18 protein-coding genes and 1 riboswitch are annotated in these 19,991 nt (G+C 72.3%); of the genes, 9 read left to right on the forward strand and 9 right to left on the reverse strand.

Annotated elements, in window-relative coordinates:
• Positions 1-29: 29 nt before the first annotated feature.
• Positions 30-1,067 carry an LLM class F420-dependent oxidoreductase gene (locus ACYU8V_RS20265; protein ID WP_460849956.1) on the reverse strand — a complete coding sequence of 346 codons (1,038 nt, stop codon included), beginning with the start codon at positions 1,065-1,067 and terminating at the stop codon, positions 30-32.
• Between the two features lie 98 nt (positions 1,068-1,165).
• Between ACYU8V_RS20265 and npdG the strand changes: the two genes are divergently transcribed.
• Positions 1,166-1,837, forward strand: a complete 672-nt coding sequence (gene npdG / locus ACYU8V_RS20270) for an NADPH-dependent F420 reductase (RefSeq protein ID WP_460849958.1) — start codon at positions 1,166-1,168, stop codon at positions 1,835-1,837.
• A gap of 17 nt (positions 1,838-1,854) precedes the next feature.
• Here npdG and ACYU8V_RS20275 read toward each other — a convergent pair whose 3' ends face one another.
• Positions 1,855-2,157: a hypothetical protein gene (locus ACYU8V_RS20275; RefSeq protein WP_460849960.1), complete on the reverse strand. Its 303-nt coding sequence runs from the start codon at positions 2,155-2,157 to the stop codon at positions 1,855-1,857.
• Positions 2,154-3,329 (reverse strand): PspC domain-containing protein, encoded by a 1,176-nt coding sequence (locus ACYU8V_RS20280; RefSeq protein WP_460849962.1) that lies wholly within the window; start codon positions 3,327-3,329, stop codon positions 2,154-2,156. Before ACYU8V_RS20280 ends, ACYU8V_RS20275 begins: the two co-directional genes overlap by 4 nt.
• A 144-nt stretch (positions 3,330-3,473) precedes the next feature.
• Between ACYU8V_RS20280 and ACYU8V_RS20285 the strand changes: the two genes are divergently transcribed.
• From ACYU8V_RS20285 to pcrA, 4 genes are read left to right on the forward strand one after another with little or no spacing between them, the layout of a single operon-like run.
• On the forward strand, positions 3,474-4,742 hold the full coding sequence (locus ACYU8V_RS20285) for an ATP-binding protein (RefSeq protein ID WP_460849963.1): 1,269 nt from the start codon (positions 3,474-3,476) through the stop codon (positions 4,740-4,742).
• Positions 4,739-5,392 (forward strand): LuxR C-terminal-related transcriptional regulator, encoded by a 654-nt coding sequence (locus ACYU8V_RS20290; RefSeq protein ID WP_460849965.1) that lies wholly within the window; start codon positions 4,739-4,741, stop codon positions 5,390-5,392. The genes ACYU8V_RS20285 and ACYU8V_RS20290 overlap by 4 nt, the downstream gene beginning before the upstream one ends.
• Positions 5,389-6,270 carry a M15 family metallopeptidase gene (locus ACYU8V_RS20295; protein ID WP_460849967.1) on the forward strand — a complete coding sequence of 294 codons (882 nt, stop codon included), beginning with the start codon at positions 5,389-5,391 and terminating at the stop codon, positions 6,268-6,270. Before ACYU8V_RS20290 ends, ACYU8V_RS20295 begins: the two co-directional genes overlap by 4 nt.
• A gap of 35 nt (positions 6,271-6,305) precedes the next feature.
• Positions 6,306-8,783 carry a DNA helicase PcrA gene (gene pcrA / locus ACYU8V_RS20300; RefSeq protein ID WP_460849968.1) on the forward strand — a complete coding sequence of 826 codons (2,478 nt, stop codon included), beginning with the start codon at positions 6,306-6,308 and terminating at the stop codon, positions 8,781-8,783.
• 235 nt (positions 8,784-9,018) lie between these two features.
• On the opposite strand, the gene ACYU8V_RS20305 is transcribed toward pcrA, so the two are convergent.
• The gene (locus ACYU8V_RS20305) at positions 9,019-10,095 is read right to left on the reverse strand and encodes a M23 family metallopeptidase (RefSeq protein WP_460849970.1); all 1,077 of its coding nucleotides are present in this window, start codon (positions 10,093-10,095) and stop codon (positions 9,019-9,021) included.
• A 340-nt stretch (positions 10,096-10,435) separates the two neighbouring features.
• Here ACYU8V_RS20305 and sucC point away from each other — a divergent pair, with 340 nt between their 5' ends.
• The gene (gene sucC / locus ACYU8V_RS20310) at positions 10,436-11,599 is read left to right on the forward strand and encodes an ADP-forming succinate--CoA ligase subunit beta (RefSeq protein ID WP_460849971.1); all 1,164 of its coding nucleotides are present in this window, start codon (positions 10,436-10,438) and stop codon (positions 11,597-11,599) included.
• 16 nt (positions 11,600-11,615) lie between these two features.
• A complete protein-coding gene (gene sucD, locus ACYU8V_RS20315) occupies positions 11,616-12,497 on the forward strand; it encodes a succinate--CoA ligase subunit alpha (protein ID WP_460849972.1) in 882 nt (293 codons plus the stop codon).
• A 55-nt stretch (positions 12,498-12,552) separates the two neighbouring features.
• Here the strand turns inward: sucD and ACYU8V_RS20320 are convergent, their stop codons facing one another.
• The 5 genes from ACYU8V_RS20320 to ACYU8V_RS20340 all read right to left on the reverse strand — a co-directional run bounded on the left by ACYU8V_RS20320 (position 12,553) and on the right by ACYU8V_RS20340 (position 17,870).
• A complete protein-coding gene (locus tag ACYU8V_RS20320; protein WP_460849974.1) occupies positions 12,553-13,167 on the reverse strand; it encodes a DUF4396 domain-containing protein in 615 nt (204 codons plus the stop codon).
• A gap of 58 nt (positions 13,168-13,225) precedes the next feature.
• Positions 13,226-13,762 (reverse strand): hypothetical protein, encoded by a 537-nt coding sequence (locus ACYU8V_RS20325; protein ID WP_460849975.1) that lies wholly within the window; start codon positions 13,760-13,762, stop codon positions 13,226-13,228.
• Positions 13,763-13,826: 64 nt separating this feature from the next.
• Entirely contained in the window at positions 13,827-15,290 is a 1,464-nt protein-coding gene (locus tag ACYU8V_RS20330) for a hypothetical protein (protein WP_460849976.1), read from the reverse strand.
• The gene (locus ACYU8V_RS20335) at positions 15,283-15,792 is read right to left on the reverse strand and encodes an RNA polymerase sigma factor (protein WP_460849978.1); all 510 of its coding nucleotides are present in this window, start codon (positions 15,790-15,792) and stop codon (positions 15,283-15,285) included. The genes ACYU8V_RS20330 and ACYU8V_RS20335 overlap by 8 nt, the downstream gene beginning before the upstream one ends.
• Before the next feature lie 98 nt (positions 15,793-15,890).
• On the reverse strand, positions 15,891-17,870 hold the full coding sequence (locus ACYU8V_RS20340; protein ID WP_460849979.1) for an RNA polymerase sigma factor: 1,980 nt from the start codon (positions 17,868-17,870) through the stop codon (positions 15,891-15,893).
• A gap of 91 nt (positions 17,871-17,961) precedes the next feature.
• On the opposite strand from ACYU8V_RS20340, the gene ACYU8V_RS20345 reads away from it, so the two are divergent.
• Together ACYU8V_RS20345 and purN are read left to right on the forward strand one after the other, a co-directional pair.
• Entirely contained in the window at positions 17,962-19,263 is a 1,302-nt protein-coding gene (locus ACYU8V_RS20345; protein ID WP_460849980.1) for a cell division protein PerM, read from the forward strand.
• A 27-nt stretch (positions 19,264-19,290) separates the two neighbouring features.
• Positions 19,291-19,899 carry a phosphoribosylglycinamide formyltransferase gene (gene purN, locus ACYU8V_RS20350; RefSeq protein ID WP_460849982.1) on the forward strand — a complete coding sequence of 203 codons (609 nt, stop codon included), beginning with the start codon at positions 19,291-19,293 and terminating at the stop codon, positions 19,897-19,899.
• 12 nt (positions 19,900-19,911) lie between these two features.
• Positions 19,912-19,985: riboswitch (ZMP/ZTP riboswitch) on the forward strand.
• Positions 19,986-19,991: the final 6 nt, after the last annotated feature.

Below are 19,991 nucleotides of genomic sequence, written 5' to 3' on the forward strand. Positions count from 1 at the left end.
TTGCGACATGCGGCCGAGAATTCAGCCGATCAGGAGATCCACTCCTTGACCTGCGCGATGGTCGCGGCCGGGTCGTCGGAGGCGGGGGAGACCGACAGGTTGGTGACGCCGGACTCCTTGAAGGCGGCGATCCGCTCCTGGACGTACGACGCGGGGCCGACCAGGTTGCCGGCCTCCAGCCACTCCAGCGGTACGGCGGCCTCGGCCTCCTTCTTCTTGCCCGACAGGTAGAGGTCCTGGATCTCGGAGGCCTCCTTCTCGAAGCCGTACTCGCAGGCGAGCTGGTTGTAGAAGTTCTTGTCGCGCGCGCCCATGCCGCCGACGTAGAGGGCGTAGAGCGGGCGCATGAAGTCCAGCAGCGCCTTGGTCTCCGGTCCCTCGCCGATGGCGACCATGCCGCCGGCGCAGATCTCCAGCGGCCCGAGGTCGGCCGAGCGCTTGGCCCCGCCGCGAGCGAGCGCGTCGCCCCAGACGTCCGCGGCCTTCTCGGGGTAGTAGAGGAAGGGCAGCCAGCCGTCGGCGACCTCGGCGGTCATCGCCACGTTCTTGTCACCGAGGGCTGCCACCCAGATCGGTACGTCGGCGCGCTCGGGCTTGTTGAGCAGCTTGAGCGGCTTGCCCAGCCCGAGGCCCTGGCCCTCCGGCAGCGGCACCTGGATGGTCTTGCCCTGGAAGTCGAGGCGCTCGCCGCGCAGGCCGGCGCGGAGGACCTCGATCAGCTCGCGGGTGCGGGTCAGTGGCCGGTCGTAGGGCATGCCGTGGAAGCCCTCGATCACCTGCGGTCCGGAGGCGCCGAGGCCGAGGACGGCGCGCCCGCCCGAGACGTTGTCGAGTCCCGCGGCGGTCTGGAGCAGGGCGCCCGGCGTACGGGAGTAGATGTTGAGGATGCCGGCGCCGATCTCGACCGTCTCGGTCTTCGCGGCGAGGTATCCCATCAGCGTGGGAGCATCGAATCCGTACGGCTCGGCGACCCAGATGGTGTCGAGTCCGGCCTTCTCCAGGGCAACGACCTGATCGGCCGACTCGCGGGGGTTGCCGGCGTACACCAGGGGCATCGAGAGCTTCATGGGCCCATCGTGACAGTATTACTGTCACAATCGCAACGGGACCCCAGACCGTTTGGTCCCGTACGATCTGACGCAAGAGCGATGCTGAGGAGGCACACATGGGGTACCGCGTAGCGGTCATCGGCGGCACCGGGCCGCAGGGCAAGGGCTTGGGCTACCGGTTCGCCCGGGGCGGCCACGACGTGGTCCTCGGGTCCCGCGCGGCCGAGAAGGGCGAGGCCGTCGCCGCCGAGGTCACCGAGAAGCTCGCCGGCGTCGCCGGTGCGGGCACGGTGACCGGCTCCGACAACGCGGGCGCGATCGCCTCCGCCGACGTCGTCCTCCTGGCCGTCCCGTACGACGGCCACGACGAGCTCGTCGCCTCCCTCGACCTGGCCGGCAAGACCGTGATCTCGTGCGTCAACCCGCTGGCCTTCGACAAGCGCGGCGCCCACGGCAAGGTCATCAACGGCGGCGAGGGATCGGCCGCCGAGTCGGCCCAGGAGCTCGCACCGGAGGCCACCGTCGTCGGCGCCTTCCACAACGTCTCCGCCGTCGGCCTGTGGGCCGACGAGGAGTTCCTCGACGAGGACGTCATCGTCGTCGGCGACGTGGTCGAGGCCAAGGAGGTCGCCATGGAGCTCGCCGCCAGCGTGACCGGCCGGGTCGGCATCGACGGCGGCAAGCTGCGGCTGGCCCGTCAGCTCGAGCCGTTCACCGCGGTGCTGATCTCGATCAACCGGAAGTACAAGGTGCACGCGGGCATCCGCGTCACAGGCCTCCCCGAGTGATCAGGTGACCGGGGTGATCAGGGGCGGCGCCGCCGCCCGCTGAGCACGGTCGCCACCAGGCCCGCTGCGCCCGCCACCAGCCACGGCAGGGGGAGCAGCCAGCGGGCGTGGGGCAGCTCCACCGCGTTGAGCGGCACGACGATCGCCCAGACCGCCACCAGTCCGAGGAACGCCAGGCCCATCACCAGGTGCGGGATGTGCACCGGGTGCCAGGGGGTCTCGGCGGGCGTGGCGGGCTCGTAGGTCACGGTCCCGTAGGTCTCGGGGGTCTCGGGGGCCTCGGGGGCCCCGGTCGTGGGCTCCGGAATGTCCTCGTTCATCGGGTCTCCTCGGTCCGGACCTCGATCTGGCCGAAGACCAGGTCGGTGTCGATGGTGAGCTGCGGTGCGGTGGGCCCGCCGTCGTGGCTGGCGCTGCTGGTGCCGTCGTTCTGCGCCCCGAACAGGACCGTCTCGCCGCCGCCGTCGATGGTGGCGTTCGCGGTCACGTCCAGGCCGGTCTCGGGCACGATCACCACGAGGTGCCCGACGCGGCCCTGGATGTCGAGCGTCCGGCCGTCCAGGCCCTGCAGGTCGCTGATGTCGCTGAGGTCGAGCGTGAGCTCCCCGATGCCCAGTCGGTAGCTGCTGTCCACGGCCGCGGCGGTGGTGGGCCGGTCGACGATGCGTCCGCCGTGCCAGTCACCGACCACCGAGCTCGCGAGCAGGGCGAGCAGTGCGAGCAGGCCGACGGGGATCAGGCCGCCCCCGCGGCCGAACCAGGCGCTGATCACCAGCATCAGCCCGCAGGAGCCGGCGACGACGGCCGGGTACGCCGAGTGCGGGACGTCCGCGCCCGCGAGCGCGAGGGTGATCAGGGTGCCGATGCCGAGCGCGGCGAGGGCCAGGGTGAAGCCGAACAGGACCGGGCCGCGGCGGCGCGGGTCGCGCCGGACCGGCGCCTGGTAGGCGGCGTACGCGGGGGGCGTCGACGGTGTCGACGGGGGAGGCGGTGGCGGCGGCGTGCTGGCCTGGCCGTACGTGACGGGCGCGTCCGGCGCGGGCGCCGACCAGCGCCGGTGCCCGGAGTGGGAGACGACGCCGAGGACGACCAGCGCGATGACCGCCAGCGGCCACGGGAAGTGCCACTGGCCGACCGAGTCGCCGATCGCGGCCAGCGCCGAGCAGCCCGCCACGATCCACAGCGCGACGTTGCGGCTGCGGTCGTCGAGCGGGATCCGCGCCCGCGCGGAGGTGTCCGCGGGGACCAGCAGCCAGCACGCGACGTAGAACAGCAGGCCACCGCCGCCGAAGAACACCATCACCACCAGCGCGATGCGGACGACGAGGGGATCGATGTCGAGATGGCGGGCGATGCCGCCCGCGACACCGGCGATCTTGCGGTCCGCGGTGCTGCGGCGCAGCCGGGCGAGGTCGCGCATCTGCTCGCCGGTCACCCGGGGACCCGCGGTCTGCGGCTCCTCGGTGGTGCTGCCGTTCGGTGGAGTGGTCATGCCTCAACCCTCGGGTCTGGTGGGGCTCGGAGGCTATCGGGGACAGCCCTGATCCTGGCCCCGTCCACCCTCACCGGGCTCAGGGTGGGGTCAGGGTTCTTCCCGCTGCCGGCGGGCTCCGCGCTGTGTGACGATGGATCCATCATGACCACGACCCACCCGGCCGCCCCGCCTCACGGCGTACGCCGCGCCTACCGCGACCTGGACGGTCAGGTCGCCGGTGGCGTCGCGTCGGGGCTGGCGGTCCACCTCGGCGTACCGGTCCTGTGGGTGCGGGTCTTCTTCGTCCTCGCCACCGCCTTCGGCGGCGCCGGCCTGGCCCTGTACGCCGCCTTCTGGCTGTTGCTGCCCGGCCGCCGCCCCGACGAGGAGGCCCCCGGCCTGGCCAGCGCCCGGCGCGGCGGCCGCCGCCCCGGCCGGCTGGAGCGGCTCGGCGACGTCGGCCCCGTCGTCGTGCTCGGCGCGCTGGCGATCGGCGCGCTGTTCGTCGCCCAGGCGATCTTCGGCTCCGGATGGTTCCTGTGGCCGCTCGCGATCGGCCTGGTCGGCGTCGGGCTGCTGTGGCGGCAGGCCGACGAGGCGCAGCGCGAGCGCTGGCTCGACGCGTCCGGGCGCGTGGACCTGGTCCGGATCGTGGTGGGCGACGGCGGCTGGGCCTCCTGGGCGCGCCTCGGCGCCGGGCTGGCACTGCTGCTGTCCTCGGGCGTGCTGATGCTGGTGCTGCGCGGTGGATCGGTCGCCGTGATCCGCGACGTCAGCATCGCGCTGGCGCTCGGGCTCGGCGGCCTGGCCCTGGTCGTCGGCCCGTGGGCCCGCCGGCTCGCGATCGAGCTCGGCGACGAGCGCTCCGAGCGGGTGCGCACCCAGGAGCGTGCTGACGTCGCCGCCCATCTGCACGACTCGGTGCTGCAGACCCTCGCCCTGATCCAGAAGAACCCCGCCGACGCGGCCCGGCTCGCACGCGCCCAGGAGCGCGACCTGCGGTCGTGGCTGTTCGAGACCGAGAGCCAGTCCGGCACCACCGTCGCCGGCGCACTGCGCGCGATGGCCGCCGAGATCGAGGACGCGTACGGCGTGCACGTCGACGTGGTCGCCGTCGGCGACCTGCCGATGGAGGAGACCGTGCGCCCGATCGTGCAGGCCGCCCGCGAGGCGGTCACCAACGCGGCCAAGCACGCCGGCGTCGGGCGCGTGGACGTGTACGCCGAGCTGGCCGCCGGGTCGGCCGAGGTGTTCGTCCGCGACCGCGGCGTCGGCTTCGACCTCGGCGCGGTCGCCGAGGACCGGCGCGGGGTGCGTGGGAGCATCGTGGACCGGATGGAGCGGCACGGCGGCACCGGCGAGGTGCGGTCGACGGCCGGCGAAGGCACCGAGGTCCGGTTGCGGCTCTCGGTCGGCGAGGGGGAGCGATGAGCGGCATCAGGGTCGTGGTGGTCGACGACCACGCGATGTTCCGGCGGGGCGTGGCCGCCGAGCTGGCCGGCGGCGCGGGACGCGTCGAGGTGGTCGGCGAGGCAGCCGACGTGGACGAGGCGGTGGCCGTGATCGCGGCGACGTCGCCCGCCGTCGTACTCCTCGACGTGCACCTGCCTGGCGGCGGCGGCGTCGAGGTGATGCGGAAGGTCGGGCACGAGGGGCCGCGGTTCCTGGCGCTCTCGGTCTCCGACGCCGCCGAGGACGTCATCGGCACCATCCGCGGCGGGGCCCGCGGCTACGTCACCAAGACCATCACCGGACCCGAGCTGGTCGACGCGATCGCCCGGGTCGCCGACGGCGACGCGGTGTTCTCGCCCCGGCTCGCCGGGTTCGTGCTGGACGCGTTCGCGGGCTCGGGCGTCACGCCGGACCTCGCGGCCGTCGACGAGGACCTCGACCGGCTCACCGAGCGCGAGCGCGAGGTCATGCGGCTGATCGCGCGCGGCTACTCCTACCGGGAGGTCGCCGGCGAGCTGTTCATCTCGATCAAGACCGTCGAGACCCACATGTCCTCGGTGCTGCGCAAGCTGCAGCTCTCCTCGCGCCACGAGCTCGCGCGCTGGGCCTCGGACCGCAAGCTCCTGTGAGGCGGCTCGTCCCTGCGGTGGGCCTGGTGCTCGCGCTCGCGGGCTGCGGGGGTACGCCGGAGGCCACGCCGCGGCCCAGCCCGCACCCGCATCGCAGCACCTCCCGGCCGACCTCGGCCCCGACCCCGACCCCGACCGCGACCCCGACCTCGACGCAGGCCGGCGGGCCGGCGTACTCGACCTGGGTGCGGGGCGCGCACCCGCTCCCGCTCACCTCCGCCGGGTACGGCGTGGTGCGGCCGACCCCACCCTCGCTGCGCAACCGCCGCTACGCCACCGTCGACGTGCTGCCCGCCCCCACCGACGGCCGCTACCACGCCACGATCGGGCCGATCACGCCCTCGATCCGGGAGCGGATGGGCGCCACCTGGTCGCCGTCGTGCCCGGTGCCGCTGTCCGGGCTGCGCTACCTGACGATGACCTTCCGCGGCTTCGACGGCGCCGCGCACACCGGCGAGATGGTGGTGAACGCGCGCGTCGCCCGGGGTGTGGTCTCGGTCTTCCGCAAGCTGTACGCCGCCGGCTTCCCCATCGAGGAGATGCGTCTCCCGACCACGGCCGACCTGACCGCGCACCCGACCGGCGACGGCAACAACACCGCCTCCATGGTGTGCCGGGCCGCGCGCGGCCTGTCGGTGTGGTCGGCGCACGCCTACGGCCTGGCCATCGACCTGGACCCCTTCGACAACCCCTACCAGCGCGGCGACGTGGTGCTGCCCGAGCTCGCATCGGCGTACCTGGACCGTGGGTGGGTGCGCCCGGGGATGGTCGAGCCCGGCTCCGTCGCAGTCCGCGCCTTCGCCGCCATCGGCTGGTCGTGGGGCGGGGACTGGCACTCGCTCAAGGACTACGAGCACTTCACCGCCACCGGAAGGTGAGGTGCGTCGGAGGTCGGCCGTAGGCTGGTCCCAGCATGAGTGATTCGCCGCAGCTGCCCGGGTTCGAGCACCTCCTCACCGCCGCGCCGGCCGCGGAGGAGGCGCGTACGACGAGGCGCGGCCCGACCGCCGACGAGCTCCTCGCGGGTCTCAACGAGCCGCAGCGCGAGGCGGTCGTCCACGCCGGCGTACCTCTGCTCGTGGTGGCGGGGGCGGGCTCGGGCAAGACCCGCGTGCTGACCCGCCGGATCGCGTGGCTGATCCAGGAGCGCAAGGCCCACCCGGGGAGCATCCTGGCGATCACCTTCACCAACAAGGCCGCCGCGGAGATGAAGGAGCGGGTCGCCGAGCTGGTCGGCGGCCGCGCCAAGATCATGTGGGTCTCGACCTTCCACTCCGCCTGCGTCCGGATCCTGCGCAAGGAGGCCGAGCACCTCGGCTACGAGCGGGTCCGGTCGAACTTCTCCATCTACGACACCCAGGACCAGAAGCGGCTGATCGCCCTGGTCTGCAGCGACCTCGAGCTCGACCCGCGCAAGTTCCAGCCCGGCCCGGTGCTGCACCAGATCAGCAGCTACAAGAACGAGCTGCGCGACCCCGACGAGGTCCGCAAGGACGCGCGCAACGGCTTCGAGGAGGCCTACGCCAAGGCCTACCGACTCTACCAGCGGCGGCTGCGCGAGGCGAACGCCTTCGACTTCGACGACCTGATCATGGAGACCGTCCGGCTGTTCCAGACCAAGCCCGGCATCCGCGAGACCTACCGGCGCCGGTTCCGGCACCTGCTGGTCGACGAGTACCAGGACACCAACCACGCGCAGTACTCCCTGATCCACCAGCTCTGCGGCCAGAGCCTGGAGGAGCACGACGGCCCCGACGCGGTCCCGCCCGCGGAGCTGATGGTGGTCGGCGACGCCGACCAGTCCATCTACGCCTTCCGCGGCGCCGACATCCGCAACATCATGGACTTCGAGAAGGACTTCCCGGACGCCCGCACCATCAAGCTGGAGCAGAACTACCGCTCCACCCAGACCATCCTCAGCGCCGCCAACGCCGTCATCGACCGCAACGAGGGCCGGCGGGCGAAGCGGCTGTGGTCCGACGCCGGGGACGGCCCCAAGATCGTCGGGTACGTCGGCGATACCGAGCACGACGAGGCGCGCTTCGTCTCCAACGAGATCGACACGCTGACCGACGGCGACGCCGGCCTGCGCGCCGGCGACGTCGCGGTCTTCTACCGCACCAACGCGCAGTCCCGGGTCTTCGAGGAGATCTTCATGCGCACCGGGATGCCCTACAAGGTCGTGGGCGGGGTGCGCTTCTACGAGCGCCGCGAGGTCCGCGACGCGCTGGCCTACCTGCGGGCGCTGGTCAACCCCGACGACCAGGTCAGCATGCGCCGGATCCTCAACACCCCCAAGCGCGGGATCGGCGACCGCGCGGTGCTGGCGATCACCCAGCTCGCCGACCGCGACCGGATCACGTTCTGGGAGGCCCTGCAGCGTGCCGACCGGGCGCCCGGTCTCGCGACCCGCAGCCAGAAGAGCATCGAGGGCTTCGTCGCCGTCATGACCGAGCTGATGCAGCTGGTCGAGGCGGGCGAGCGGCCGGACGTGGTGCTGGAGACCGCGCTGGACCGCTCGGGCTACCTCAAGAGCCTCGAGGAGTCCGACGACCCGCAGGACGAGAGCCGGATCGAGAACCTCGCCGAGCTGGTGGCGGTGGCCCGCGAGTTCGCCGAGGACCCCATCGCCGCGCCGTCGGCCGACCCGTCCGATGTCGACGCCGGCCTGGTCGAGCCCGGCCTCGCCGACTTCCTGGAGCGGGTGGCACTCGTCGCCGACAGCGACCAGATCCCCGATGCCCCCGAGGACGGCGCCGATCCCGACGCCCCGCCGGACACCGGGATGGTCACCCTGATGACCCTGCACACCGCGAAGGGCCTGGAGTTCCCGGTCGTCTTCCTCACCGGCATGGAGGACGGCGTCTTCCCGCACTCCCGCGCGCTCGGCGATCGCCCCGAGCTCGAGGAGGAGCGCCGCCTGGCGTACGTCGGCATCACCCGCGCCCGCCAGCGCCTCTACGTCTCCCGCGCGGTGGTCCGCTCGGCCTGGGGCGCGCCTGCGCACAACCCGGCGTCGCGCTTCCTCGGCGAGCTCCCGGTCGACCTGGTCGACTGGCGGCGTACCGAGGCCGACCAGGCGCGCTGGGCGCGCCCCACCTTCGCCAGCGACCGCGGTGAGTACGCCGGACAGCGACTCGGCTCGCCCACGGCCGCCGGCCGTCGCAACTTCTCCACGGCCGCGGTCCGCGCCGACGCCGCCGCCAAGGCCAAGCCCTCGCGCCCCATCCCGAGCCTGGAGCCGGGGGACCGGGTCACCCACGACTCCTTCGGCCTCGGCACGGTCGTCGCCGTCGAGGGCATGGCGGAGAAGTCCGTCGCCTCGATCGACTTCGGCAGCGAGGGCGTCAAGCGCCTGTTGTTGCGCTACGCCCCCGTCGAGAAGCTGTAGCGCCGAGCGTCAGATCTCGCCGAGCGCGCAGGCTTGCCGCCAGACCAAGGCCGGACCTACGGAAGTCAACTGCGAGCGCGGCAGCGTGGCGCCGCAGGCGCCGAGGCCGAGCGCGGGCCGGACGGGAGCGCAGGGAGCGCCAGCGACCGGAGCGAGCGGCCGGACCAAGTGAGGCGAGAGCGCCGATCAGCGGCGACACGCTCGCGCCAACAAGGGGTCGTGTCAGATGAGTCTTCTACTGATTGGCATCCGGTGAGATCCCGTGCTCGACGAACGCGGGGTCCGGGTCCACCGGGTCGCCGCCACCGGGGCGGACCTCGATGTGGACGTGCGGGCCGGTGGTGTTGCCGGTGGAGCCGACGTACCCGATGACCTGGCCCTGGGTGACGTGCTCGCCGGGCTTGACGTTGAAGGCGACCTGGTGCGCGTACCAGATCTCGGTGCCGTCATCGAGGGTCTCGACGGTCTTGTTGCCGTAGGAGCCGTCCCACGCGGCGGAGGAGATCACGCCGTCGGCGATCGCGTGGATCGGGGTGCCGGTCGGGCAGGCGAAGTCGAGGCCGGTGTGGCACGAGGACCACAGGCCCGAGCACTGACCGAAGCGGGCGGTCAGGTGGTAGACGCCGGCGTCGATCGGCAGGATCCAGCGGTTGGCGGCGATCTGCGCGGCCTTCTTCTCGGCGTCCTTGGCGAGCGCGCCGAGGGCCGAGTTGCGCTGTGCCGAGACGCGCTCGGCCTCGCTGACCAGCTCAGTGTCGGTGGCGCCCTGCAGGGTCTGCCGGTCGGAGTCGCGGCTCACGGTCTGCAGCCGGTTGCCGCCCAAGGTGCCGGTGCCGAACGAGCCGCTGAGGGCGTTGGGCGCGGCGAACGCGGTCTGCTGGCTGGCCAGGCCGGTGTTGGCGGTGCCGACGGCGCCGCCGATGGCGACGACGAGGGTGGCCGCGCCGACCAGGACCGGTGCGGACGGGAGGCCCTTGAAGAGCGACTTGCGGGTGCCGGCGTGGGCGACGGCGCGGCGCTTGCCGTTGACGACCGGCAGCTCGCCGGTCGCCGCCATCAGCTCGTGCTTGCTGAGCAGGGGGATCTCGACGGTCGGCGACGGCGACACCGAGGAGGTACGCCGCACGGCGGGCTCCACGAACAGCGGGTCGGCGAGCAGCGGCGCGGTGACCGCTGGGGTCTCACCCGTCGTCGGAGCGGCGTCGACCGGGCGGGCGGCGACCCGGCGACCGACGTACGGCTGCGCGGGTGCGGTGGAGTCGACCGAGACGGCTGCCCGACGCTTGCCGGGTTCGGCTCGGTGGTTTCCCATACTCGATCTGCTCCTGGTCGGCTTCGTCTGGTTCGCTCAGCCGCGGCGAGGTGGCCGCGAGGTGAACATTCCTTCTCAAGATCCGGAGCGACGATACCCGGGGTTGCGTCGCCAGCCGAATCCTAGGGGTCCAGCGGTGAGGCCGTGAGGGAACCTGCCATTTCGTGTAACCCGGGTCACGTACCGAGGGGTAGCCCTCGTCGTACGCCGCGAGCGCGACTAGGGTGCCCGAGGACGTGTGCCGCCTTCTGGGCTGCGCGCCCGACTCCTACACGGCGGGTCTCAACCCCGGTGAGCCACGAACCTCGCCGCGCCCGCACAAAAAGATGAGGACTGATCAGTGGACCTGATGGAGTACCAGGCGAAGGAGCTCTTCGCCAAGCACGGTGTGACCACCACACTCGGCAAGGTCGTCGAGACCGCCGAGGACGCGAAGGCAGCCGCCGAAGAGATGGGCTTCTGCGTCGTCAAGGCGCAGGTCAAGGCCGGCGGTCGCGGCAAGGCGGGCGGCGTCAAGCTCGCCAAGACCCCCGACGACGCCTTCGAGGCCGCCAGCGCGATCCTCGGCATGGAGATCAAGGGCCTCACGGTCAACCGGGTCCTCGTGACGCCGGCGACCCCGCCGCAGGAGGAGTACTACTTCTCGTTCCTGCTCGACCGCGCGAACCGGCAGTACCTCTGCATCGCCTCGGTCGAGGGTGGCGTCGAGATCGAGGAGGTCGCCAAGACCAACCCCGACGCCGTCAAGAAGATCGCCATCGACCCCGGCAAGGGCGTCGACGCGGCCAAGGCCCGTGAGATCGCCACCGAGGCGGCGTTCCCGGAGCCGGTCTTCGAGCAGGCCGTCACCATGATCGAGAACCTCTACAAGGTCTTCGTCGAGGAGGACGCGACCCTGGTCGAGGTCAACCCGCTGGCGCGCCTGGAGGGCGACAAGCTGGAGGCCCTCGACGGCAAGGTGTCGCTGGACGACAACGCCTCCGAGGTGCGTCACCCCGACCACGAGCAGTTCGAGATCCGCGAGGAGGCCGACCCGCTCGAGGCGAAGGCCAAGGACTTCGGCCTCAACTACGTCAAGCTCGACGGCTCGGTCGGCATCTGCGGCAACGGCGCGGGTCTGGTCATGAGCACCCTCGACGTCGTCGCGTACGCCGGCGAGGCCCACGGCGGCGTGAAGCCGGCCAACTTCCTCGACATCGGCGGTGGCGCCAACGCCCAGGTGATGGCGAACTCGCTCGACGTGATCCTCAACGACCCGCAGGTCAAGAGCGTCTTCGTCAACGTCTTCGGTGGCATCACCGCGTGCGACGAGGTCGCCAACGGCATCAAGGGCGCGCTCGAGATCCTCGGCGACAAGGCGACCAAGCCGATCGTCGTCCGTCTCGACGGCAACAACGTGGACGCCGGTCGCGCGATCCTGAACGACCTGAACCACCCGCTGGTCACCCAGGTCGACACCATGGACGGCGCGGCCGACAAGGCCGCCGAGCTGGCGAACGCCTGAGGGGACTGAGAGAGACATGAGCATCTACCTCAACAAGGACAGCAAGATCATCGTCCAGGGCATGACCGGCGGCATGGGCTCCAAGCACACCGCCCTCATGCTCGACGCCGGCGCCCAGATCGTCGGTGGCGTCAACGCCCGCAAGGCCGGCACGACCGCCGAGATCGGCGGCCAGGAGCTGCCCGTCTTCGGCTCGGTCGCGGAGGCCATGAAGGAGACCGGCGCCAACGTGTCGGTCCTCTTCGTGCCGCCGGCCTTCACCAAGGACGCCTGCATCGAGGCCATCGACGCCGAGATCCCGCTGATGGTCGTCATCACCGAGGGCGTCCCGGTCCAGGACACCGCCGAGGTGTGGTCCTACCTGCAGGGCAAGAGCACCCGGATGATCGGCCCCAACTGCCCGGGCATCATCTCCCCGGAGGAGTCGCTCGCCGGCATCACGCCGCACACCATCGCGGGCAAGGGCCCGATCGGTCTCGTCTCCAAGTCGGGCACGCTGACCTACCAGATGATGTACGAGCTGCGGGACTTCGGCTTCACCACCGCCATCGGCATCGGTGGTGACCCGATCATCGGCACCACCCACATCGACGCCCTCCAGGCCTTCGAGGACGACCCGGAGACCAAGGCGATCGTGATGATCGGCGAGATCGGCGGCGACGCCGAGGAGCGCGCGGCGGCGTACATCAAGGACCACATCACCAAGCCGGTGGTCGGGTACGTCGCGGGCTTCACCGCTCCCGAGGGCAAGACCATGGGCCACGCCGGCGCCATCGTGTCCGGCTCCTCGGGCACCGCGCAGGCGAAGAAGGAGGCCCTCGAGGCCGTCGGCGTGAAGGTGGGTAAGACGCCCTCCGAGACCGCCGAGCTGATGCGTGAGGTCATGAAGAACCTCTGATCGACCGGTATCGCCACGAAGGCCCGTCCCTGCGGGGGCGGGCCTTCGTGCGTCCTCAGGACAGCCGGTCGGCGATCGACACCGTCAGCCCGCCGGCGATGAACGCGGCGATGGTGACGGCCAGCGCGACCGGAGGGATGACCGGGATGAGGCGGCGTACGCCGGTGACGGGTGCCGCCGCTCCGTGGTGCTCGTGGGTGAGCGCGTGGCCCTTGCCCCGCCGCAGCAGGTGGCGGTTGACGGGGAAGGCCGCGGCGAACGCCACCACCAGCGAGATCGGCATCCCGATCCAGAACGTCGGGTTGGTGAGTCCGGCGTTCATCGCGCCCGGGATCACGGTCATCACGACGTTGTCGACGACCTCCATCGTCGCGATGGACAGGGTGTCCGCGGCGAGCACGAGGCCCAGGGCCGCAGCCGGCGCGAGTCCGCTGCGCAGCAGCGGGAGCGTCGACAGCGTGTAGCCGAAGGCGAACGCGAGCGCGATCGAGAGGATCACGGTGCCGGCGTTGGACATTCCGGTCGCGGTGCCGACGATCAGGCCGAGCACCTCGCCGATCGCGCAGCCCGTCAGGCAGTGCAGGGTCGCGGCGGCGGCCATCGCGTTGATGCCACTGCGCTGGTGGTCGTGCTGGTGGTGGTCGTGCTGGTGGTGGTCGTGCTCGGACACGGGTCCCTCCTCGGTGAGGTGTCGCCGGTCCGAACCATATACCCCCTAGGGGTATTCCTCACTCGAAGCAGGTCTGGCGGTCCCGGCGCAGGATCACGACGCTCACGTGCCGGTGGTCGACGTCGATCTCGTACCAGTCCCCGGCGCCGGCCGGCGCCCGGAAGATGCCCGAGCTGTGGCCGGGCTCGGCGACGCCGTACGGAGTGAGAGCGGGGTAGAGGTGGCGCAGCCGGGCGGCGGAGCTGCCGAGCCGCAGGCCCTCGCTGGTCCGCATCCCCCTGCCGAGGAAGATCGCCATCAGGCCGTCGGCCCGGCTCAGGCACAGCCCGGCGTCGGGGTGTCCGGCGAGGTGGGTGCCGCGCGAGCCGTCGGCGACCTGTCCGGTGGCCCGGGCGTCCCGGTAGCTCATCCCGAGGGTCAGCGGGCCGTAGCCGGTCGGACCGAGGACCGCGGCGTGGGTGGAGGCGGCCGGCGTCACCGCCGGAGCCGTGGCGGGTGGGTCGGCAGGCGCCGACGTCGGCGTGGAGCCGCAGCCGGAGAGCATCGTGGCGGCGGCGAGGGTCGTGGCCCCGAGGGCGGTGGTCAGCTTGTTCATACCCGAACAGACGCCCGGCCCGCCCCGCTTGTTGCGGGACGGGCCGGGGTTCTTGCGCTCCGTATCAGCAGCCGGCCTCGGTGAAGGCGCACATCGCCGCGATCGAGTCGGACGCCTCCCTCTCCATGCTCCGGGTGTCCATCGGGATGGAGTTCTTGTCGCCCTCGTTGTTGTGGCTGAGGATGAGGACGCCCAGACCCACCCGGATGACCTCGACGTCGGAGATCGCGATGGCAGGGTGGCCGTTGTAGGTGTAGTACGCCGCGGCCAGCCAGGAGTCTCCGCTGGTGGTGGTCCGGGTCACGTCCGTGTGCAGGACGTAGCCCGGGGGCTGGGAGGGCTCCGACGGGCAGGCCCGATAGAGGTCGGCGATCGCCTTGGTCGCGGCTGCCGCGGCGTCGGCGTCGACGTAGGTCATCAGGGTCGCGTCCCGGCTGTCCTCCGGGTTGTGGAAGCCCGCCGAGAGCCGATCGACGTACGCCGGCCACGGCAGCGTCGTGCCGCAGGCGCTCAGCTCGGGGATCTTGCGGGTCCTGCTCGGCGCGATCCTGCTGTCGGGGCCCTCGGGCTGGTCGTCGGTCCACCCGCTGTCGATGGGGAAGTCGGCCGGGATCGTGGTCGTGGGGTAGCTGACGGTCCCGCCCGAGGTCGCGGGTGCGGCCGGCGGGCTGGCGGCGTCGGTCGGCGCCGCCGCCGGCGTACCGGAGACCAGCCGCTGGGCGGCCACCGGCACCTCCTCGTCGGTGGTGGTGATCGCGGTGGTGTCGTAGTCGCGGAGCAGGGCGTTCTGGGTGAGCACCCCCACGCGGTCGCCGTCGACGATGATGCTCACGTCGACGTACCAGGTCAGGTCGGTGCGGCCGCTCACGTCGAACTGGCTGCCCGGGTAGGCGTCGGCCGGCCCGTAGTGCGCCGTCATCTGCTCAGCGGTGCCGGTGGTCCCGGTCGGCACGTCCTTCCAGGTGCCGGGCGTGTACGACGTGGAGCCGCTCGGTGAGCAGTGGTCGTACCAACCCTTGATGGTCGCCGCCGCGGCGCTCGCCTGCGCGGGGGAGCCGTACTGGGTGACGACCTCGTCGAGGTAGGTGTCCGACGGCTCGCCGGTCTCGTCGGAGTGCGCGTTCCAGTCGCGCTCGAAGCCGGCCGAGAACCCGCCGAGCGTCGGATACGGCGCGCCCTCGCACGCGGTGGACCGTTGCTGCGTGCTGACCGGCTCGTCGTAGTTCTGCACCCACGACAGGCCCTTCATGAAGGACACGTCCGAGGTCGTGACCAGGTTGGCCGTGCTCAGGGCGGGCGCGGTGGGCGTGGGGTTGGTGTCCTTGGCGACGTGGGAGTCGTGGTCGCCGGCGTTCAGGCTCAGCGGTACGACGACGGCGGCCACCGCGAGCGCGGCCACCCCGGTCTTCAGCGCGTTGCCGCGGCGGCGCATGCGGTCGCCGCGGCGGCGGATCTCGGCAGCGGTCAGCATGGGTGCTCCTTCGACCTCGGAGCGGAATCGGTCGAGCTGCTCCAGCGGGTCAGACATGGGTCACTCCTCCCGTGATGCCGCCTGCCTCATCGCTGAGCAGGGCGGCGAGAGCGGTGCGGCCGCGGCTGAGCCGGGCCTTGATGGTTCCTTCGGGACAGCCGACCTCGGCAGCGACCTGCTGCACGGGGAGGTCGGCGATGTGGTGCAGCACCAGGGCCTGGCGCTGCGCCTCCGGCAGCTGGCGCAGCGCCGCGACCAGCGCGACGTGCGACGGGTCGATCTCCGGGGTGACCCCGGGCGACCCGAGCGCCCGGTCGGGTGGTCGTTGCGCCGTACGACGTCGTCGCCAGCGGCTCACCGCGAGCCGGTACGCCGTCGTCCGCACCCACGCCTCCGGGTACTCCGTCTTCGCCAGCCGGCGGCGATGGGCCCAGGCCCTGGCGAACGCCTCCTGGACGCACTCGGTGGCCTCGTCGGCGTCACCGATCATCGCGTAGACCTGCGCGGTCAGTCGTCGGAACGACGCCGCATAGAACTCGTCGAACTCATGCTCATCCACCACATGCCCCCTCTCGGGCTCCCGGACCTGGTGTGTCAGGGATGGATACGCCTCACGCGGGCCCGGGGTTGCATGTCAGGTTGCATGACAGGTGCTCGTCAGTACGCCGGCAGCTCGGTGATCCGCTCCAGGGCCCGCTGCGCGAGGGCCACGAAGTCGGGGTCGCGCATCCGGGCGCCCTTGGCGGACACGTAGATCAGCTGCGACAGGGCGCCGCCGGAGCGGACGATCGCGACGTCGTACTCGACGCTGCGGTTGCCGGACAGCTCGGTGCTCATCCGCCACACGTGCAGGTCGGTGCGGGCGCCGTGGTGGTGCTGGAGCTCGACGACGTCGGTGCCCATGCCGGTGTTCAGGCTGGGGCAGCGCGTGAGCTGGTGGGCCATCTTCGTGGTGAACGCGCGCGCCTGGCGGATCGGGAGCGCGCCGACCACCTGGGTGAGACCGGTCTGCTTGGGCAGGTCGCTGCCCACGAACACGAAGCTGCGGGTCTGGTTGGCGTGGATGGGGGTGGCGGCGTACGACTTCACCAGCTGGACGACGTCGCAGCCGAGCACGTCGGTGTCCTCGCGGCCCGCGGTGACCCGCTTCGGGATGGTGCCGACCAGGCGGCCGTGGTCGGTGCCGACCGCCGGCAGGTCGATCTCGGAGAGGAACGCCGCGTGGTGCCCGATCGGGAAGGCCGGCGCATCGCCCACCCGGATCCGGCCGGGGGCGCAGGCGCCGCCGCCGGGCAGCGTGCAGAGCTGGTCGACGGCGGTGCCGAGGAGGGTCGCGACCCCGTCGCGGTCGGCCCGCTGCGGCACGACGGTGCTCCGCAGCGACGTCATCGTCGTGAACTGCCCCGTCCGGGCCACGCCCACGACGTAGGTCGCGCTCGGCGCGGTCGTGCGCAGCACCACGACCGCGGACTCGTCGCCGAGGCCCTTGACCGTGCCGGTGCTGACCAGGTGGGTCTGCGGCAGCTTGGTGATGTCCTGGTCCTTGGCCGGCTCGCAGGCCGTGAACCAGGACAGCGCCCGCGTGTAGGCGCGCTGCGAGGCGGTGGTGGAGGTGGACGCCTCCGAGGACTGCAGGTACGTCGCCTGCCGTGGTCCGGCGGTGTGGAAGCGGCGGACCAGGGCGGCCGTGCCGTGCGGATCGGCGTACCGCGTGGTCTGACAGGGCTGGACCAGGCCGTTTCCCGTGGAGTTGTCGGTGGTGCTGTCGAGGGTCCAGCCCTTGCCGCCGAGGGTCTTCGTGACGGACGCGGCGGTGAGCAGGCTGCCGGCGGGCAGGTCGACCTCGGTGCCCCGGTCGTTCCCGGCCGCGGCGAGCTTGCGGGCCTCGCGGTCCAGCGATGGGCGCAGGCCGTTGCCGTCGGTCACGACCGCTCCCGCCGCCGCGAAGACGGCGACCGCGGCGGTGGCGCCGATCAGCGTGTGCGCCCGGCGGCGGGCGCCACCGGCCCGCCGGATGATGGTGATCCGCGGCCAGGTGACGGTGCCGGTGAGCGACTCGAGGTCGACCAGGACCTGGTGGATGCCGGTCGTCGGGATCTGCCGGTCGTGGGCGAACAGCGCGGCGCCGGCGGCGAGCTCGCGCTCCGCGGTCTCGATCGGTACGCCGATCTCGCGCGCCGCCTGCGCCATGTCGACGCCCGCGAGCTGGGTGAGGATGACCGCCTTGCGCTGGGGGAGCGAGATCTCCCCGAGCGCCTCGAGCGTGGCGCGCACCTCGTCGTCGCCCTCCTTGCGCCGCGCCCACGGGCGCGCCGAGCGCCGGCGCAGCCCGAACCGGTAGGCGTAGGAGCGCACCACGTCCTCGGGGCGCTCCTGGCGGGCGATCTTGCGCCAGTGGTGCCAGGCCACGACGTACGCGTCGCGGACCGCGCTGCGAGCGGCGGTCAGGTCGCCGGTGAGCGCCAGGGTCTGGACCAGCAGCCGGTCGCGGGAGTCACGGTAGAAGTCGTCGAAGGCGTGCGCGCGCTCGCCGTACGCCGTCCGCGCCGCGCGCACGCGGCCCTTCCGGGCGGGGGTCTCGGTGCCGTTGGGGGTGCTGTCCGGGCCGCTGGGAGGGGGCGTCGCTGCGTCGGTCATGGCCGGTCCACGGTACGGCATCAGGTGCTCCCGGCGCCGGTCGGCGTGGCGGCGTCGAAGCGGCCGGGTGGGCGTTCATCATGGAAGGGCCATGACGTCGCTGCCCTCGCCGCTCACCCGCGCACTGGCCCGCAAGGACCGCTCCGAGTCCGACCTGCGGGCCGATCTCGCGACCCGCCGCCCGCTGGTCCCGACCGCGGTGCTGGGCGGGGCGGTCGCGGCCCTCGCGCCCCTGCTGGTGGCGCTCGCGGTCGGTGTCGTCGGCTGGTTCCTGACCGACGCCGGCGCGGACGGCACGCCGCGGGGCGCGCTGCGGGTCGGCGCCTTCGGCTGGCTGATGGCGCACGGCTCCGGGGTGGACGTGCAGGGCGCGCGGATCACCGCGATCCCGCTCGGCGTCACGCTGCTGGTCGCCTGGGCGATCTGGCGGGTCGGCCACCGGGTCGGGGAGTCGATCTCCGGCCACGGCCCGGACGCCCAGCGCATCGCCGACGGCGCGCGTGACCTCACCGTGCCGCTGGTCGGCCTGCTCTTCACCGTCGGGTACGTCGTGTCCGCGGTCCTGGTGTGCACGATCAGCTCGACCGCCAGCAGCGCCCTCGACACCCCGCGGGTCGTCGGCTTCTCGATCGTGCTCTGCGCGCTGGCCGGCGTCCCGGCCATCGCGCGCGGCTCCGGGCGCGCAGCAGTGTGGGTCGGCGGCGTGCCGCTCGGCGTACGCGTCGTGGGGCGGCTGGTCCGGACCCTGCTGACCTGGTGGCTCGTGCTGTCCGCGCTGCTGCTCGCGATCGCCTTCGTCGTCGACTTCGCGACGGCTGCCAACATCACCTCGCAGATGCACGTCGACACGTTCGGGGACTTCGTCGTCCTGCTCCTGGTGGTCGCGAGCGTGTTGCCGAACGCCGTCCTCTTCTCCAGCAGCTACCTGCTCGGCCCCGGCTTCTCGGTCGGCGGTGGCACGGCCGTGTCCCTGACCTCGGTCACCCTCGGCCCGTTGCCGCTCTTCCCGCTGCTCGCCGCGCTTCCCGACACCGGCCCCACCCCGCTGTGGGTGCGCTGGCTGATGGCGGCCCCCGTGCTCGTCGCCTTCGTGGCGTCGGCCCGCGTGCACCGCCTGCACCCCGCCGCGAGCTGGGACCAGGCCGCCATCCGCGGCTGTGCGGGCGGGCTGCTCGCCGGGTTGGCCCTCGGCCTGGTGAGTGTGTTCGCCGGGGGAGCGGTGGGCCCCGGCCGGATGCGCGACGTCGGCCCCGACGCGTTCGGCGTGCTGCTCAGCGCGATGGCCGCCTTCGGCATCGCGGCGCTGCTGGGCGCGGTCGCCATGTGGTGGTGGCAGGACCGCGGCTCCGCGCAGGTCGGTGGGCTCTGGGCCCGTCGCCCTTTCCGTGGCTGAGGGCCGTCTCTCCTAGGATCAGCGCCTGTGAGCGCGCGCATCGTCGTCCTGGTGTCCGGTGGCGGCACGAACCTGCAGGCCCTGCTCGACGCGGCCGCGGATCCGGCGTACGGCGCCCGCATCGTCGCCGTCGGCGCGGACCGGGACGGGATCGAGGGCCTGGAGCGGGCCGAGCGTGCCGGCGTACCCACCTTCACCGCGAAGGTCGGCGACTACACGACGCGCGAGCACTGGGACCGGGCGCTGACCGACAAGGTGGCGGCGTTCGAGCCGGACCTCGTGGTGCTCGCGGGGTTCATGAAGCTGGTCGGGCCGAAGTTCCTCGCCGCGTTCGGCGGGCGGACGGTGAACACGCACCCGGCCCTGTCGCCGAGCTTCCCCGGCATGCACGGCCCCGCCGATGCCCTCGAGTACGGCGTGAAGGTCACCGGCGCGACCCTGTTCGTGGTCGACGCCGGGGTCGACACCGGGCAGATCGTGGCGCAGACCGTGGTGCCCGTCGAGGACGACGACACCGTCGAGTCCCTGCACGAGCGGATCAAGGTCGCGGAGCGCACGATGCTGGTGGAGCTCGTGGGTCGGATGGTGCGCGAGGGGTACGTCGTGGACGGCCGTCGGGTTCGCCTCGGCGGCTGATCGGTCGGTAGACTCGGGCTCGCGACTGGCGCAGGTGGGCGACCACCGGGGAGCAGAGATCGGCATCGAACGCCTGGGTGTCCTCATCGTGA

Source organism: Nocardioides ultimimeridianus, assembly GCF_054777895.1.